Here is a 15,879-nt window from a genome sequence, read left to right as displayed (position 1 = left end):
AATTACTTTTTTAAAACATTATCGAAACCAAATCATTTTCAGTTACTTTTTCAAAGTAGTTTTTTAAATCAAACTGACTTAATACTTTTCTTATTTCACTCTCCTCATGCTTTGTATTTTCCAAAGCTTTTTCAATTGGCGAAATATCTTTTATGTGAAAAAAGTCTCCTGTAATTCGTAGGTTTTTGATTTTACCTTCAGCAACATTCATATTTACTTCAACAGTACCACCTTCAGTTCTTGCTCCTTTCTTGAAGTCGTAATTTGGAAAATAACCATAATTCCACTCCCAAGTAGAGTATTTTTCATCTCTTATTTTTCGAATATTTTCAATATCCTCTTCAGTAAACTCGTAAAGTCTAGCATTTTCAAAGCGACTTGTAATGTGATCCATTACTTTGTCTGTAAATTGATCTACTGTAATATCTTCTTCAAGATGATCACTTATATTGGTCACTCTATTTGGAATTGACTTAGTTGCTCTGTCTTTATACTTAAGAGGGTTTACCTTTAACGCCCCGCTTATATCTTTCATTTCTGATGAAAAAAGCAAAGTTCCATGATGTAAAACTTTATTTCTGAAGACATGCTCTGCATTACCTGAAAATTTCTTCCCATTTATGGTCAGATCGTTTCGACCCTCAAATTTTGCATCGACTCCTAGCTCTTTTAAAACCTCTATAATAGGTTCTGTATAACGTTCAAAATCGATCATTTCATAATTTTCACCCGTCCGCGTGAAGCTATAATTCAAATTTCCTAAGTCGTGGTACACTGCGCCTCCACCAGAAAGGCGCCTTACTATTTTTATATCCTTCTCTTTGACATACTCATAATTGATTTCTGCTAACGTATTCTGATGTTTTCCTACAATTATAGCATTATCATTACGCCATAACATGAAGCAATCTTCTTCAATATGTTTGAAAATATACTCGTCTGTAGCAATATTAAAATACGGGTCTGTAGATTGATGTTTTATACAAAGCATACTTTTGATTTTTTCAAAAATAAAGAAATAAATTCACGTCGCTGGCTTGATTTTGTTTCGCTTATCCTTTCTTCTGTTGACTTAAGATCAGGATTTATTTGCTTTCTCATCTTTCTATTTTTATAAGGATCCGATTGCTAATTATTCTTATTATTTCAAACACTCACTTTCAATTCAGCTTCTTCTTTTTCATCATCAGTTTTGCAGTTCACTTCAATCACCTCATTCAGATTTGTTGTGTAAGGTTTGGATAAATGCTCCCGACGCATTTTCCAAACTCTGCCCAAATCCTGACTTCCAAAACGCACTAAGCCTGTCCCGTAAACACCATTAAGCCGGTCAATTTTTTGCATTAGTTGTTTGTGTTTTGGATTTTCCGCAGTGAAAAAAGCGAGTTGCCGCTCATTTTCAGGAACAAGTCCCATCACAATCACGCCTGCTTTTTTATAATAAAAATTAGGATGGTATATTTTCTTAAGTCCTTCTACCGCAAATTTCACCAAATCTATGCTGGAGTTGGTGGGATAGCCCGTTTGTACCACAATGCTATTTTGGTATTGCGGCAAGTCTTGGCGAAACTTATTCGTTTTTAAAAACACGTATACCATCTGGCAACAACTCCCCTGCTTCCGCAACTTCTCCGCTGACTTGATGGCGAAGCTACTCACGCGCTCACGCACATAATCGAACTCTTTGTACTGCTTGTCAAAAGAACGCGTGGTTGCAATCGCTTTTTTATTAGCTTGTGTTTCCAGTTCCAGGGTTCGGCGACCTTGTAGCTCTTTTTTAAGCCGCAAGCCGACTACGCTCATCTGTTTTCTTACCCATTCGTCTGGCAGTTCAGAAAAGTCATAAGCCGTGTGAATATTATGCTTTTTCAGGCGTAAGGCATGCTGACGACCAATTCCCCAAACATCCTCAATTTTCAGCCATTTTAAGGCTTTTATTCTGGCGGCATCATCTTTCATAATAAAGACACCTTTGGTACGATCGGAAAACTTTTTAGCAATTCTATTGGCGATTTTGCTCAAAGCTTTTGTAGGCGCTAACCCAATACTGATAGGAATTCCCGTTGATTTTTCAACCACATATTTCATCTTTTCGCAGTAGGCCTGCATATCATAATCTTCAAATCCTGTAAATTCTAAAAACGACTCATCAATACTATAAATTTCAACATCTGGCGTAAAGGTTCCCAAAATATTCATCACTCGAGCGCTCATGTCACCGTATAAGGCATAATTGGAGGAAAACACCTGAATGTCATGTTGCTTAAAAATTTTTTGAAATTTATAAGTAGGTGCACCCATAGGGATACCCAAAGCTTTAGCTTCGTTACTTCTGGCAATCACACAACCATCATTATTAGATAAAATAACCACGGGCCTGTCTCGCAAACTGGGATCGAATACGCGCTCGCAGGAAGCATAAAAATTATTGCAATCGACTAAGGCAAACATCAGTTGACTTTTTTGATCACTGTGGTCACGACTCCCCAAATGATGAACTCATTATCATCACTAACTTCTATGGGTGGATAGTCTTCATTTTCTGGCATGAGCCAGACCTTACCTTTTTCTTTATGAATACGTTTTACGGTAAATTCACCATCGATAAAGCACACGGCTATTTTTTCATGTGCAGGCTCCAGACTCTTATCGATGATCAATAAGTCTCCGTTGCTAAGTCCCGCTCCTATCATGCTGCTCCCGCGTACACGAGCATAAAAAGTGGCGCTGGGATTTTTAATAAATTCACGATTCAAATCGATTTTGATATCTAGAAAATCATCGGCCGGACTTGGGAATCCAGCGCTAATACCTTGATTTACAAATGGTAAATCCAAGCTTCTAGATAAATCTGGAGGATAAATTTCTAAGGCAGGATATGCCTGATGAACCAAATGTAACATAGTCTTTTTCTACAAATTTAGGATATATTCCTATTTATCGGAATATATCCTAGTTAATTAACATTCGTATAATTGAGGTTTAATTTTGTTACCAATATTCATAAAAAGAAAAAAATCAGAAAGAAGTCAATGGTAAACCTATATCTAGGATTATGAAAAATATACCTAAAAACCGCTGAAACAGTTTTGCATACTTTCAGAATTTATTGTGGCTAACTATTTAAATTGTAGACTACGACTTAATATCATTACTCATCACTAGATTCTTCTAAAATAATTTTACTTCTTTTCTGCATATCTTCCAGGTCATGACTTTCTTCAAAGGAATCTTCAGCCACTTTCAAAATCATTTGAGCATGCTCTTTAACTGCTTTTTTATGGATGGAATAGGTGGTGGAATTATGGATCTTGATCATGGCCTCCATAAGCCGGATCACCACAGCAGGGCTGCCTTTAGAAAACTGCCTGATCTGTAGAAAAGCCGCATCCAGCATACCTTGATAGGTTAAGGGGAAATGGGCGTACCTGAGTTGGTCTTCGTCATCAAACTTATACTTAGAAGGAAATCTAATGCGAGTAAGGTAGCATAAGGTAGAGGTGAGATTATCGATACAGGAAATCGCGGTAAAGGGATCGTTGATTCCAGGTGACAAGGCACGACAGGCAATCTCTACCATCTGATGAATGGAATGCTCTGCATCCTGTTGTCGGGTTCTAGAGTTGCCTATCACAAAATTATCTTTGAAGTCTATCATAGAATCCTTGGTAAATTCAGTTTTGGAGTAAAGCTTAATCATAGCTTCACCCTTAACGATATAACTTCCAATCCTATGCAAGGTCACAATGATATAAGCATTGGTTTTGGCTGCTTCAAAAAGCGACTGGTTGTGCAAATACTGAAGATAACCGCTTTTGGGGGCAAGCAAGGTTTTTACTTCTGGATAGTCTTCGAGGTAATCCTCTAAATCTTTGCTATGAGTCACGGGCTCCTCTTCTCCTTCCAATTCTTCAGAAAAAATACTTTCTATATTTTTCATAAGAGCTATGGAAATATCAGAAACCACTTTATCTGCTTGGATGCTTATAGAAATATGGTGAATAAATACGATAAGGAGAATTATATTGCCGATCGCGGCTATAATAGCTACAAGAATTGAAAGTGTCGGAATAAAAACTTCATTATCATTGTCTTTTACGACATTCAATACTATAAGGCAATAGACATAGGTGGAAATATAAGTTCCCAAGACTACTTGGTTGATTCGCTCATGCATAAAATTTTTCAGTAATCGAGAACCGAATTGGGAAGATGCTAATGTTAAAGCTACCAGTGTAATGGAAAACACTGTACCAGCAACACCTATCATAGCTCCGGAAATAGTAGAAAGTACACTTCTGGCAGAATCTGCACTTTCGGTAAGAATCTGCCTCAAATATACTACAGAACCAAAATCTATGTTTCTGTCCAACAAAATAAGTGAAGAAGCCAGTGCTATTGAAAACAAAATAATAAGAATAGGGACAAACCAGAAACTGTTCGTAAGTTCATACCATATTACCTTAACTTTCCCCATAATTATATTTTGAAATTTAAAAATAATCTTTTTACTGCGTTTATAACAACGGATTTATAGATTGCATAAAAAAATATAGAATGTCTGTTTACAATACTATAACTTACCTTAAAGATAATAGAAGAAATGCATCGAAAGCGAAATTAATAGGAGATTTTTTGAACCACAGCAAGACTATCCTTGATATTGGGACTGGTAGTGGCGGTTTAGCCAACTATCTAAAAAATAAAGACTTTGATGTTACCAGTGTAGATGTCGTCGATAAAACAATCCATCAACATATTACCCCAGTCATCTATGACGGGCAAAAATTACCATTTGATGATCATTCTTTTGATACATCGATGCTCATCACTGTTTTGCACCATTGTCCAAATCCTGAGCAGGTGTTTGCAGAAGCTGTTCGGGTCTCAAACCGGAAAATCATCATTTTGGAAGATGTGTATTCTACATGGCTCATGAAACGGTTGACCTGGTTCATGGATTCCTTGGTCAATATGGAATTCAAAGGTCATCCTCATTCCAACAAGCCCGAAGCCGAGTGGGAAGCTTTATTTCAAGAACACTGTTTAGTAGTCAAAAAAAAGACCAGAACTAAAGTTCTGGCGATTTTTACTCAGGTCATGTATCATCTGGAGAAAATATAGTTTACGGCTTAAACCGTGGACTATATTAAGTCGATAATTTTAATCGTAACGGTTTATTTTAGCTCCAATAGCTTTCAATCGACCGTCAATGTCTTCATACCCACGATCGATCTGTTCGATATTATGTATGGTAGACGTTCCTTTTGCTGAAAGTGCTGCGATCAACAAGGAGATACCAGCTCTGATGTCTGGACTAGTCATCGTTGTCGCTTTTAGTTGAGATTCAAAATCATGACCAATGACAGTAGCCCTGTGTGGGTCACAAAGAATGATTTTAGCACCCATATCAATAAGTTTGTCCACGAAGAATAATCTGCTTTCAAACATTTTTTGATGAATCAAAACACTTCCTCTAGCTTGTGTTGCTACTACCAAAATGATACTCAATAAATCTGGAGTGAATCCTGGCCAGGGTGCATCGCTGATGTTCATAATCGATCCATCAATAAACGTAGCGACTTCGTATCCATTAGTATGAGCGGGAATGTAAATATCATCACCTCTCTTTTCTAGCTGAATTCCAAGTTTTCTGAACGTTACCGGGATAATTCCAAGATTTTCCCAACTTACATTCTTGATTGTGATTTCGCTTTTGGTCATGGCTGCCATTCCTATCCATGATCCAATTTCAACCATATCTGGCAGTACTCCATGAGTGCATCCAGACAATGCTTCTACACCTTTTATTTTCAATAAGTTCGAACCTATGCCTTCAATTTGAGCACCCATAGACACCAGCATTTTCGACAATTGCTGGATATAAGGTTCGCAAGCTGCATTATAAATTGTTGTAGTTCCTTCTGCAAGAACAGCAGCCATCAAAATGTTGGCAGTACCAGTTACTGATGCTTCTTCAAGAAGCATGTCTGCGCCTTTTAAACCTTTTGGCGCTTCTACGCCATAGAAACGTTCTTCTTTATTGTATCTGAATTTTGCACCCAATTTTATAAACCCTCCAAAATGTGTATCTAAACGTCTTCTTCCAATTTTATCGCCACCGGGTCTAGGGATATAGCCTTTACCAAAACGACCCAAAAGTGGACCTACAATCATAATAGAACCTCGAAGACTACTTCCCTCCTCTTTAAACTTCTGACTTTCCAGATAATCCAGATTTAATTCATCAGACTTAAATGAGAAACTACCCCTTCCAAGTTTTTGAATCTTAACTCCGAGATTTCCTAAAATCTCAATTAATTTATTGACATCCCGTATATCTGGGACATTTTGAATCTTAATTTCTTCAGGAGATAGCAAAACAGCACAAAGAATTTGTAAAGCTTCGTTTTTAGCTCCCTGAGGTTGGATTTCACCCTTTAACTGGTGACCTCCTTCTATTTGGAAAGTTGCCATTTAGTATTTTCGTTTGCGGTTACGATTATTGTTTTTCTTGAAGTTTTTAGATTGTGGTTTTGAACGCTTATTCGCTTGACGAATAAGTGCATTGGCGTCGCTCAATTCTTCAGTATCAGCTTTTAAATCAAGTTTTCCATCGCTCAAGTCTCTAAGATGATCAAAAATAATCTTATCTGAAACCGAATCTTTATTCCAATTTAAGTAACATTTTTTCATGTGATTGGCGATGTTAAACATCAATCCATCTTTTAGCTCTCCATCTTCGATTTTGATAGCTTCATCTATCATTCGCTTGATATTATTGCCGTAAAATCTATACTTAGGAAAGTTTTGTGGATAAGGCAATGGTTCTGGTCTGGCGTATAACTCTTCACGGGATGGTTTTGGAAAAGGCGAATCTACATCTAATTCAAAATTGCTGATGATAAAAAGCTGATCCCATAATTTATGTTGAAAATCCGGGACATCTCTTAAGTGTGGGTTCATATTTCCCATCACATCAACAATACCTTTAGCTGTATTGTTTCGTTTTTCATCATCCTCAATAGTTTTGGCATATTCTACCATTTTTTGGATGTGTCTTCCGTATTCTGGGATCTTTAATTCGTTTCTTTCAGAATTATACTCAAGGTAAGTTATCAATGGTCTTTGTTTTTTTGTAAGGATTGCAAAATAAGGAATTAATTTTACACTGGTTATAAAGAAATTACATTCTCGATTTCTTCACCGACTTGTTTATACTTTTCTATGACAATATCTGGTGATTTGAGGGTGACATTTATAGAAACGCTGGTATATTTGCCTTTTGAAGATTTTTTAGTTGAAATAACAGCTCCAAGATTATCAAATATAGCTATAAGCTGATCTAAATTTTTTTGATCTGATGAGGGAACAATAAATTTATAGAGATATGGCGCTGGCCAATCGCTCGTTTTTTTGAGTCTTTTGCGCAGCGTTTTATAAAATTCATCAGAAGATTTATCGGACTTCATGCTCAATTGTTTTATGCAAATATACTGTTATTACCTATTTTTATAAATTCTAGTCGCGTTAATCTATGACCAAATTAAAACCCGTTAAAAATTTACTCATTGGTGGTCCAAGCACTGGAAAATCAACCGTTCTTGAGGCTCTGTCTGACAGGGGATATTGGTGTTTTCCTGAAGTATCCAGAGAAGTCACTTTGGAAGCAAGACAGCTTGGTATTGAACACCTCTTTCTGGATGAGCCTTTAAAATTTAGCGAAATGCTTTTAAAGGGCAGGATAAAACAATTTGAAAAAGCTGAGATTCTCTACACTCAGCAAGTTTTTATCGATAGAGGTATTCCAGACATCACTGCTTATATGGATCATTTCAATGAAGATTACCCAAACGAATTTGTAAAGGCTAATAAAAATTATAGATATGATCATGTGTTTTTATTTCCGGTTTGGAATGAGATTTATACTCAAGATAACGAACGTTTTGAAGACCTTGAACTAGCAAGGAACCTTCAGGATGCTTTAATAAAAACCTATGAAGACCTCGATTATAAACTTATAGAAGTACCAAAGTTTAGAATTCATGATAGAATTGAATTTATACTGAATACTATAAAATCAAGATGAAAAATTCTCCCCTAGACATATTAAAAACCTACTGGGGATATGAAAGTTTTAAACCTTCACAATTACTTGCCATTGAATCGGCACTTAAAGGAAAAGATACCTGTGTGTTTTTACCAACTGGTGGAGGCAAATCCATTTGTTTTCAGGTTCCTGCGCTTTCAGAAGATGGGATTTGCATTGTAATATCACCTTTAATTGCGCTCATGCAGGATCAGGTAGAAAATCTCAAATCTAGAGGAATCAAAGCTCAGTTTCTGAGAAGTGGCATGCCTTATAGAGAAGTAGATCAAAAACTTGACAACTGCGTCTATGGGAATTATAAATTTCTATACTTATCTCCCGAACGTCTTCAGCAGGACCTTGTTCAGCAGCGTATAAAAAAGATGAATGTCAACTTTATAGCTGTGGATGAGGCACATTGTATTTCCCAATGGGGACATGACTTTAGACCAGCTTACAGTCAAATTCAAATTTTAAGAGATTTACACCCTAGAGTTCCAGTCATAGCACTCACAGCCACAGCAACAATTCAGGTTAAAAAAGATATTACAGAAGAGCTAGAACTAGATCAACCCATAATTGTTGAAGAAAGTTTTCAAAGGGCTAACATTTCTTTTCTGAATGAGTTTTCTAATGACAAAATGAATGATCTGTATGCTGAATTACGAAATTCTGATCCAAGTACTATTGTATACGTCCGAAACAGGTCAGCTTGTATAGAATTATCTGATTTTCTAAACAAGAAAGGGTTAAAGTCCACTTTTTTTCATGGAGGGATTTCTCAAACCGAAAAACAGAATCGTCTAGCATCCTGGCTAGCTGAAGATCACCACGTCATGATTGCTACAAATGCCTTTGGAATGGGCATAGATAAAGCCAATGTAAGGCAAGTTGTTCATTATCATCTACCAGAAAGCATGGAAAGCTATTACCAGGAAGCCGGAAGAGCTGGAAGAGATGGAATGCCTTCTAAAGCAATCATTTTGTACAATGAAAGTGATAAGCAACGACTAAATAATCAGTTTGTAAAGACTATTCCAACATTTGAAGCTGTTCAGGTGGTATATAAAGCGATCATGAGTTATTTCAGGGTGGCTTATGGTGAGGGCGAAAATAAAAGCTTCGATTTCAATTTTCATGATTTTTGTTTTCGCTATAAGCTTCATACCATACTGACATACAATACCTTAAATCTTTTGGACAGGTTGAGCGTTTTAAGTTTAGATAAGTCTTTTCAAAAAAAAACCAAATTAAAATTTCTAATATCTAGTGAACGACTTATTCGATTCATAGATAACAACACCCAATTTGCTCTACTTGTAAGAACATTATTAAGAACTTACGGAGGTATATTTGAACAGGAATTGACTATTAATACTCATCTTCTGAAAAAGAAAACCGGTTTTAGTGATAAAGAAATTTACTCGCAACTGGAAGCTCTGGAAAAACATGGTTTACTCGAGGCAGAATTCATCAAACAAGATCTTAGCATTACATTGATTGCCCCCCGGGAGGATAAATACACCTTAAATCCTTTGAGAAAATACGTGGTTCAATATCAGGAAAATAAACTTCAAAAGGCAAAAGCTGTTTTAAATTATATCGAGGCAAACTCACAATGTTTACAAAGTTTTATACTAAATTATTTTGGCGAAAACGATTTCAGTCCATGCGGAAAGTGCAGTAATTGCCTGAACGATAAAATGAACGACACAAAAGAACCCGATCCTAAATATTACAAAAAAATTGAAACCCAAATCTTGAAGCTTTTAGATCAGACAGAGTTAAATTCAAAAGAAATCATTCAAGAAAGCTATTATCCAAAGCATGCAGTGCTTACAACATTGCAATTTCTACTGGAAAAAAATAAAATAAAACTCACTACCAAAAACACTTACACGATAATTCTATGAATACATTAAGAATACTTTTTATGGGAACTCCCGATTTTGCGGTTGGGATTTTGGACCACTTGGTCAAGTCTGATGCAAACATCGTAGGGGTAACAACAGCTCCAGACAAACCTGCTGGAAGAGGGAAAAAACTTCATTCGTCTGCTGTAAAGCTTTTTGCTGAAAAGCAGAGTATTGAAGTTCTGCAACCCACAAATTTGAAATCTGAAGAATTCCAAGCTGATTTAAAGCGGCTTGATCCCAACCTGATCATTGTAGTAGCATTCAGAATGTTACCCAAAATAGTTTGGGATTATCCTGAATTTGGTACATTTAATCTACATGCCTCTCTATTACCACAGTATCGCGGTGCAGCACCGATAAACTGGGCAATTATCAATGGTGAAAAGGAAACTGGAGTTACAACATTCTTTATTGATGAAGAAATAGATACTGGGAAGATTATCGACTCCAAGCGTATTCCAATTGAAGCCAATGATGACGTTGAAAGCCTCCACGACAAGCTTATGTCACTTGGAGCTGAATTGGTGCTTGAGACAGTTCAAACCATTCAGAGTGGCAAAACTGAAGCTGTTCCTCAATCACACGAAAAATCCTTCAAGCCTGCTCCAAAACTTACTAAAGCTAACACTAAAATAGATTGGAAACAATCCGCTAAAGATATCGTAAATTTTGTAAAAGGTCTTACCCCATTCCCAACAGCCTGGACTGAGTTAGAAATGAATGGTGAGACATTGAAAATAAAAATTTTCAAAGTTGAAGCAATGTTTGATCATCACTCAAAAAAAATTGGGAGTTCAATTTACGATAAGGAAAACAAAAGCATTTGTGTTGCCGTGAAGGATGGGCATATCTTAATAAAAGAGTTGCAATTTCCTGGTAAGAAAAGAATGTCGGCACAAGCATTGGTTAATGGCATGGGCTGGGAAAATGAATACAATTTTGTTTGAAAAAAGTGAACTCATCTTTAAAAATTAAGTTCTAAGAGCTCAAAAGCCTGATTTTTGCTTATTCTACAAGGATTTTATGCCTATTTTCTTGCACAGTAATATTTTCCATATAAATTTGTAATGTGTTAATAAAATGTTTAATCAACAAAATTTAAATTTTACATTATGAACAAAACGAATTTAATCGATGCCATGGCAGAAGATGCTGGTGTTACAAAAGCAGAAGCCAAAAAAGCTCTTGAGTCTTTTCTAGAAAACGTTGAAGGAGCTCTTAAAAAAGGAGATCGTGTCTCTTTAGTTGGATTTGGATCTTGGTCTGTATCTAAAAGAGCTGCGCGTGAAGGTAGAAATCCACAAACTGGAAAAACTATCAAAATCGCTGCTAAAAATGTAGTTAAATTTAAAGCTGGATCTGATTTGCAAAAAGCAGTAAACTAAGCTAAAAAACTTACATTTATTTAGATTTTAAAGACCTTTTATGAAAAAAGGTCTTTTTTTATTAACTTTTTTAATAAATTTAGTTAAATTGTTAAATCAAATTACTTACTATGGAAAAACTTCAACCTCATCGAGGAGATGTATTAGTATCAGAACCATCTACAATTGGAGATTTAACATTTAATCGTTCAGTCATTTTATTAGCTCACATGGATCACGAGGGTGCTGTTGGTTTTATAATTAACAAGCCTTTAGATTTTAATCTTGAAGAACTGATTCCTGAAATTGATGAAAATTTCAAAATATTCAACGGTGGTCCAGTAGAACAGGAAAATCTTTACTTTATCCACGACGTTCCACATTTAATCACTGACAGTGTTGAAATTAAGGATGGCATTTACTGGGGTGGATCTTTTGATACAATAGTAAACCTCATTAATAACAAGCAAATTACACCTGATAACATCAAGTTTTTTCTGGGCTATTCTGGTTGGGACACACCACAGCTAGAATCTGAAATCAACCTAAATACCTGGATCATAGATTCTAGTACCAAAGCTACTGATATACTGAACTCTCTTAAAGATGGGCAATATTGGCAAGAAAAAATGAAAAAACTTGGAGGTGAATACCTTTTATGGTCAAATGCTCCGGATAACCCAAACTATAACTAGGCTTCGATCAACCTGGCTTTAGCGTTGAGTTTACCAATTAGATTTTTAGCTAATTCGCTGGTATATGATTTTTTCCGGTATTTGGTAATGGGCTGAACACCTTGAATAGCATTTGTAATAAATATTTCATCTGCTTTCTGTAATTCAAAAGGAGAAATCGATTCTTCTTTTAAAGTATAATCTTCAGATTTTTCAAGGATTTCAATGACCTGTTTTCTAATGATTCCATTGAGACAACCGTCGGATAAGGGCGCTGTTTTTACTACTTCTCCCTTCCTTACAAATATGTTACCGTTAGTAACTTCTAAAACAGACTTATTTTCGTTAATAAGAAAACAATTATCGAAGTCGTTTTCCTTGGCATAAATGCCAGCAAGAATATTTACGAGTTTGTTATTTGACTTAATGGTAGAAAGCATTCCTGACAGAACATAATGATCCTTGAATAATTCTACTTCGTAATCTTTATCATCAAGAGTGAAAAATGCATTTTCTAAAGCTTTAGTTGAGATAATGTACCCTACTGAACTGTCTTCCGGAGTATAATAACCACCTTCATTTCTATGGATATTAATTTTTACACGGACTGAAGCTTTTTCTAAATGATTAGCTTTGATCAGTTCTACTATTTTTTCTTCTAAATATTCAGGAGAAAAATTCATTGGAATTTTCATTCTTAGAATTCTCATTGAAGACATTAATCTAAAATAATGAGCTTCCCAAAACATTATCTTGGAGTTGATGACTCTTAAAGTTTCAAAAAGTCCGTCACCATAATTATATCCTCGATTGTTGAGACTTAATTTTGAGTTTTCAATTGACTGAATCTCTCCATTGACAAAAACGTTCATAATATTTACTATTTACGAGGATCCAAGAATTTGTTTCAAATCCGAAACCATGTTTTCCCAAAGCATTTTACCTTCATCAATTTCGTCTTCTTCAGCGAAATCAGTAATCATAAGGGAGACATCTTTAGTGATTTCATCAACCTGAATTTTCATCTCGAAATAATAATTTAGACCGTCTTCATCATCTGCAGTCCATCTCAATTTCATGCGCTCATCCGCTTTTTTGGATAATAATTTTGCCTGTTCTTCACTTCCTTCCCACATAAATGCAAATAGTTCGCCTCTTGAATTTACATTATCAGCAAACCATTCGCTCAAACCGGAAGGAGTAGAAATATATTGGTAAAGTAAGGATGGTGAAACCTGTATAGGGAATTCCAATTCGTATTTAACTTTATCACTCATTATTTTCAAATTTAGATTGAAAGCAATATATGGATAATTGATTGAAGTATAAAAACTTTAGTTGAAATAATTATCGAAACTAATTTGTGAAAGCAAAAGATAATATTATCTTTGCAAACCTTTAAACGGCGTGGTAGCTCAGTTGGTTAGAGCGTCGGATTCATAACCCGGAGGTCACGAGTTCAACTCTCGTCCACGCTACTTTTTAAATTTATTCAAAACCAAATTGTATCATACAATTTGGTTTTTTGTTTTTACAAATGTTACATTAATACTCCCCTAAACCGAATACTTCGAACTGAAGGATTTACTTAGTCATCAAGTTGATTTTCCATGGAATTTTATAAAGTTTTTAAAAAATAAATTATGATGAAGGTCTAATAAGTACTACAGCTTCCTTGTAAAACTTGTGTAACTCTGCCTTAAATAGTTTTTATTGTTCTCTCGAGGTATTCACATTGAACTAGAATTCAATTAAAATTACTTAAACTCTTGAAAAAGTCATCAATTAGGAAAAACTAGCAATGGAACTTTTAAATAATTAGCAATTTTTTGGATTGATGAGTCTTTAAAAAAGCGCTCAAAAAAACTTTCAGGCTTTACTAATAGGATAATCAGATCTATGTCGTGAGTTTGTATAAAACAATCCACAACATAATTTAGGGGTATATTTTGGACCGTATGATAATGAAACTTTACAGGGCTGAGTATAGTATTTAAAACTTCCGAATCGTTTTGTGCTTCCAGGGGAACCGCTTGATCTGGACAAATTCTTAACACGTTTATCATTTTACCATATTGCTTAATAAAACTCACTATGCCTTCGAAGGACTGATCACTTAATTTATCAAAGTCATGTAAGGGTAAGACTATGTTTTTAAGTTGACGAAACTTAAAATCCAATGGGACTGCAAGAATAGGATGAGTAATATGTCTTATCATTTTTACAGTGTTACTTCCAAAAACAATTTCTTTTGCATTAGTAACACCATTAGCCCCCATAACAGATAATTCAATGTTATTTGATTTTACAACATTTTCGGCTGCATCAATCAAACTATCATAAGCAACGATGGGATGAAATGAAACAGAATCAATACTTAAGTCTTGTTTGAGATCAGATATTAAAACATCTAAATTATCTTTAGCTTCTTTCAATAAAGAATCATGGAAACTTACATTACCTGAGGCTATCACTTCGGCTGTAGAGTATGTTGAATCTGGAACCTTACAATGAAGAATATAGAAGCTTAAGAAATCACCTTCAAAAAGCTTTAATGCATATTTGATAGCATTGATAGAACTAGGAGAAAAGTCGGTAAGAGCTAGAATATTTTTCATAATAAATTTGTTATCATCTAAAATTAAGGAAAAGTCAAATAGAAAAAACTGACGTTCGTCAGATTATTTGATTTAGAAGTACAAAAAAACCCTGCATTTGCAGAGTTTGAATGTTTCAAGTAATACACATTTAATTTAACCTTTCAGGTTATTTTTCTTTTTTTGAGCTTTTTCTGCCTTTTCTTTAGCGATTTGTCTGTTGCGTTTAGCCTTAGCTTGGAGCTCTCTATTAAAATGTACACCATCGCCGTGCATATCAGCTAAATGAACTTGCTCTTCGCTTTTACTTGCATCTTCCCAAGGTTTAATATCTTTTTTATCTCTATTTGATTCCATAATTTTTTTATTAAAAGTAAAATTAAAAGAAAGGAATAGTTCACAACAAAAGTTAAAAGTATACGATAATCCTAAAAGACAGATCAACCGATAAAGAGTTCTCAGAAAATCATCGTCGATTTGTTCAGCAAATGATAAATTAACGCAAAAAAACTAACTTTAGAAGTTAAGTTCTAAACATGATCAATCTATTTTAACCAAAGTTGTTTTGTTAGATTTATCCTTCTTGACATATAAAGATTCAGAAAAATGTGTGAAGGAAATTTCAGGTGGATTTCTTAAATAAGATTTATCCAAAACCACATTTTGTGGATCTTTTGATAAATAAGCCTCCAAAGTTCCATCTGTATTGATTATAACTTCAAAGTACTTGTAATAAACTACATTTTTACCTAAAGCTGTATTTACTCCTGCTGATTCTTTTATCAATTGAAGAACAATTGCTTTTCCATTAAGAAAATTCTTTGCGTTTAGAAATTGAGGTTCAATGGCTTTATTTCCAGAGACATCGATATAACCAAAATAAGAAATACCATCTTTTTTGGATTCTATTAAACACCTTCCGTTACTGAATAATGGATAAGAACCACTATCAGTTCTTGTACTAACAAGGTCAGGTCTAAAATCTATCACAACATCTCCGTTTCTGTCGATGAATGCCCATTGATCATTTTTTTTAACTGCGGCCAAATCTTCATGAAATGGAGATACAAAATCTAAATTCTCTAGTGTTTGAGATAGAACTAGAAAAGGAAGTAACATAACAATACAAATTATCCATTTAAAATTTTTCATGATTAAAATATTTAAAGATTAATACCTTAAATATAATGATCACTTTAGCTATTTTAAATGATATTAATCATGTTTTCAGTAAGTTAA

The 15,879-nt window shown here is 34.8% G+C and carries 18 protein-coding genes and 1 tRNA gene; 7 read left to right on the top strand and 12 right to left on the bottom strand.

Going from position 1 to position 15,879, the window contains the following annotated elements; all coding sequences use genetic code 11:
* Nucleotides 1–10: 10 nt before the first annotated feature.
* The 4 genes from LB452_RS10535 to LB452_RS10520 all read right to left on the bottom strand — a co-directional run bounded on the left by LB452_RS10535 (nt 11) and on the right by LB452_RS10520 (nt 4,477).
* Nucleotides 11–991, bottom strand: coding sequence for a lipoate--protein ligase (locus tag LB452_RS10535; protein ID WP_224461702.1), 981 nt, complete (start codon nt 989–991; stop codon nt 11–13).
* A 155-nt stretch (nt 992–1,146) separates the two neighbouring features.
* Nucleotides 1,147–2,451: a Y-family DNA polymerase gene (locus LB452_RS10530; RefSeq protein WP_224461701.1), complete on the bottom strand. Its 1,305-nt coding sequence runs from the start codon at nt 2,449–2,451 to the stop codon at nt 1,147–1,149.
* A complete protein-coding gene (locus LB452_RS10525; RefSeq protein WP_224461700.1) occupies nt 2,451–2,903 on the bottom strand; it encodes a LexA family protein in 453 nt (150 codons plus the stop codon). The genes LB452_RS10530 and LB452_RS10525 overlap by 1 nt, the downstream gene beginning before the upstream one ends.
* A gap of 248 nt (nt 2,904–3,151) precedes the next feature.
* On the bottom strand, nt 3,152–4,477 hold the full coding sequence (locus LB452_RS10520) for a DUF2254 domain-containing protein (RefSeq protein ID WP_224461699.1): 1,326 nt from the start codon (nt 4,475–4,477) through the stop codon (nt 3,152–3,154).
* 80 nt (nt 4,478–4,557) lie between these two features.
* Here LB452_RS10520 and LB452_RS10515 point away from each other — a divergent pair, with 80 nt between their 5' ends.
* The gene (locus tag LB452_RS10515) at nt 4,558–5,124 is read left to right on the top strand and encodes a class I SAM-dependent methyltransferase (protein WP_224461698.1); all 567 of its coding nucleotides are present in this window, start codon (nt 4,558–4,560) and stop codon (nt 5,122–5,124) included.
* Nucleotides 5,125–5,163: 39 nt separating this feature from the next.
* On the opposite strand, the gene murA is transcribed toward LB452_RS10515, so the two are convergent.
* The 3 genes from murA to LB452_RS10500 are packed head-to-tail and all read right to left on the bottom strand — an operon-like array spanning nt 5,164 to nt 7,472.
* Complete coding sequence (gene murA, locus LB452_RS10510; protein WP_224461697.1) at nt 5,164–6,477, bottom strand: UDP-N-acetylglucosamine 1-carboxyvinyltransferase; 1,314 nt, start codon at nt 6,475–6,477, stop codon at nt 5,164–5,166.
* Nucleotides 6,478–7,122 (bottom strand): DUF4290 domain-containing protein, encoded by a 645-nt coding sequence (locus LB452_RS10505; protein ID WP_224461696.1) that lies wholly within the window; start codon nt 7,120–7,122, stop codon nt 6,478–6,480.
* Between the two features lie 53 nt (nt 7,123–7,175).
* Complete coding sequence (locus tag LB452_RS10500) at nt 7,176–7,472, bottom strand: DUF493 family protein (RefSeq protein ID WP_224454313.1); 297 nt, start codon at nt 7,470–7,472, stop codon at nt 7,176–7,178.
* Between the two features lie 65 nt (nt 7,473–7,537).
* Between LB452_RS10500 and LB452_RS10495 the strand changes: the two genes are divergently transcribed.
* The 5 genes from LB452_RS10495 (at nt 7,538) to LB452_RS10475 (ending at nt 12,064) form a co-directional block, all read left to right on the top strand.
* Entirely contained in the window at nt 7,538–8,089 is a 552-nt protein-coding gene (locus LB452_RS10495; protein ID WP_224461695.1) for an AAA family ATPase, read from the top strand.
* The gene (locus LB452_RS10490; protein WP_224461694.1) at nt 8,086–10,002 is read left to right on the top strand and encodes a RecQ family ATP-dependent DNA helicase; all 1,917 of its coding nucleotides are present in this window, start codon (nt 8,086–8,088) and stop codon (nt 10,000–10,002) included. The genes LB452_RS10495 and LB452_RS10490 overlap by 4 nt, the downstream gene beginning before the upstream one ends.
* Nucleotides 9,999–10,952: a methionyl-tRNA formyltransferase gene (gene fmt / locus LB452_RS10485; protein WP_224461693.1), complete on the top strand. Its 954-nt coding sequence runs from the start codon at nt 9,999–10,001 to the stop codon at nt 10,950–10,952. The genes LB452_RS10490 and fmt overlap by 4 nt, the downstream gene beginning before the upstream one ends.
* 165 nt (nt 10,953–11,117) lie before the next feature.
* Nucleotides 11,118–11,390 carry an HU family DNA-binding protein gene (locus tag LB452_RS10480; RefSeq protein ID WP_003438613.1) on the top strand — a complete coding sequence of 91 codons (273 nt, stop codon included), beginning with the start codon at nt 11,118–11,120 and terminating at the stop codon, nt 11,388–11,390.
* 110 nt (nt 11,391–11,500) lie between these two features.
* Nucleotides 11,501–12,064 carry a YqgE/AlgH family protein gene (locus LB452_RS10475; RefSeq protein WP_224461692.1) on the top strand — a complete coding sequence of 188 codons (564 nt, stop codon included), beginning with the start codon at nt 11,501–11,503 and terminating at the stop codon, nt 12,062–12,064.
* On the opposite strand, the gene LB452_RS10470 is transcribed toward LB452_RS10475, so the two are convergent.
* A complete protein-coding gene (locus LB452_RS10470; RefSeq protein ID WP_224461691.1) occupies nt 12,061–12,915 on the bottom strand; it encodes an aminotransferase class IV in 855 nt (284 codons plus the stop codon). The two genes, LB452_RS10475 and LB452_RS10470, sit on opposite strands and share 4 nt — an antisense overlap.
* A gap of 12 nt (nt 12,916–12,927) precedes the next feature.
* Nucleotides 12,928–13,320 (bottom strand): START-like domain-containing protein, encoded by a 393-nt coding sequence (locus tag LB452_RS10465; RefSeq protein WP_224461690.1) that lies wholly within the window; start codon nt 13,318–13,320, stop codon nt 12,928–12,930.
* A gap of 127 nt (nt 13,321–13,447) precedes the next feature.
* On the opposite strand from LB452_RS10465, the gene LB452_RS10460 reads away from it, so the two are divergent.
* Nucleotides 13,448–13,521 (top strand) — tRNA-Met (locus tag LB452_RS10460).
* Between the two features lie 303 nt (nt 13,522–13,824).
* On the opposite strand, the gene LB452_RS10455 is transcribed toward LB452_RS10460, so the two are convergent.
* From LB452_RS10455 to LB452_RS10445, 3 genes are all read right to left on the bottom strand, one after another.
* A complete protein-coding gene (locus LB452_RS10455; protein ID WP_224461689.1) occupies nt 13,825–14,661 on the bottom strand; it encodes a universal stress protein in 837 nt (278 codons plus the stop codon).
* A 135-nt stretch (nt 14,662–14,796) separates the two neighbouring features.
* Complete coding sequence (locus LB452_RS10450) at nt 14,797–14,997, bottom strand: hypothetical protein (RefSeq protein WP_224461688.1); 201 nt, start codon at nt 14,995–14,997, stop codon at nt 14,797–14,799.
* Nucleotides 14,998–15,180: 183 nt separating this feature from the next.
* Entirely contained in the window at nt 15,181–15,792 is a 612-nt protein-coding gene (locus LB452_RS10445) for a WG repeat-containing protein (RefSeq protein ID WP_224461687.1), read from the bottom strand.
* Between the last annotated feature and the right edge of the window lie 87 nt (nt 15,793–15,879).

Origin of the sequence: Psychroflexus longus, from assembly GCF_020164595.1 — a bacterium.
GTDB classification, from domain to species: Bacteria; Bacteroidota; Bacteroidia; order Flavobacteriales; family Flavobacteriaceae; genus Psychroflexus; species Psychroflexus longus.
The sequence above is the reverse complement of the archived record's forward strand: the minus strand, read 5'-3'. Positions and strand labels throughout refer to the sequence as shown.

Coding starts and splice junctions, on each gene's coding strand:
- LB452_RS10525 (WP_224461700.1), bottom strand. CDS start 2,903: ATGTTACATTTGGTTCATCAGGCATATCCTGCCTTAGAAATTTATCCT.
- LB452_RS10455 (WP_224461689.1), bottom strand. CDS start 14,661: ATGAAAAATATTCTAGCTCTTACCGACTTTTCTCCTAGTTCTATCAAT.
- LB452_RS10480 (WP_003438613.1), top strand. CDS start 11,118: ATGAACAAAACGAATTTAATCGATGCCATGGCAGAAGATGCTGGTGTT.
- LB452_RS10475 (WP_224461692.1), top strand. CDS start 11,501: ATGGAAAAACTTCAACCTCATCGAGGAGATGTATTAGTATCAGAACCA.
- murA (WP_224461697.1), bottom strand. CDS start 6,477: ATGGCAACTTTCCAAATAGAAGGAGGTCACCAGTTAAAGGGTGAAATC.
- fmt (WP_224461693.1), top strand. CDS start 9,999: ATGAATACATTAAGAATACTTTTTATGGGAACTCCCGATTTTGCGGTT.
- LB452_RS10450 (WP_224461688.1), bottom strand. CDS start 14,997: ATGGAATCAAATAGAGATAAAAAAGATATTAAACCTTGGGAAGATGCA.
- LB452_RS10465 (WP_224461690.1), bottom strand. CDS start 13,320: ATGAGTGATAAAGTTAAATACGAATTGGAATTCCCTATACAGGTTTCA.
- LB452_RS10500 (WP_224454313.1), bottom strand. CDS start 7,472: ATGAAGTCCGATAAATCTTCTGATGAATTTTATAAAACGCTGCGCAAA.
- LB452_RS10470 (WP_224461691.1), bottom strand. CDS start 12,915: ATGAACGTTTTTGTCAATGGAGAGATTCAGTCAATTGAAAACTCAAAA.
- LB452_RS10495 (WP_224461695.1), top strand. CDS start 7,538: ATGACCAAATTAAAACCCGTTAAAAATTTACTCATTGGTGGTCCAAGC.
- LB452_RS10490 (WP_224461694.1), top strand. CDS start 8,086: ATGAAAAATTCTCCCCTAGACATATTAAAAACCTACTGGGGATATGAA.
- LB452_RS10515 (WP_224461698.1), top strand. CDS start 4,558: ATGTCTGTTTACAATACTATAACTTACCTTAAAGATAATAGAAGAAAT.
- LB452_RS10530 (WP_224461701.1), bottom strand. CDS start 2,451: ATGTTTGCCTTAGTCGATTGCAATAATTTTTATGCTTCCTGCGAGCGC.
- LB452_RS10535 (WP_224461702.1), bottom strand. CDS start 991: ATGCTTTGTATAAAACATCAATCTACAGACCCGTATTTTAATATTGCT.
- LB452_RS10445 (WP_224461687.1), bottom strand. CDS start 15,792: ATGAAAAATTTTAAATGGATAATTTGTATTGTTATGTTACTTCCTTTT.
- LB452_RS10520 (WP_224461699.1), bottom strand. CDS start 4,477: ATGGGGAAAGTTAAGGTAATATGGTATGAACTTACGAACAGTTTCTGG.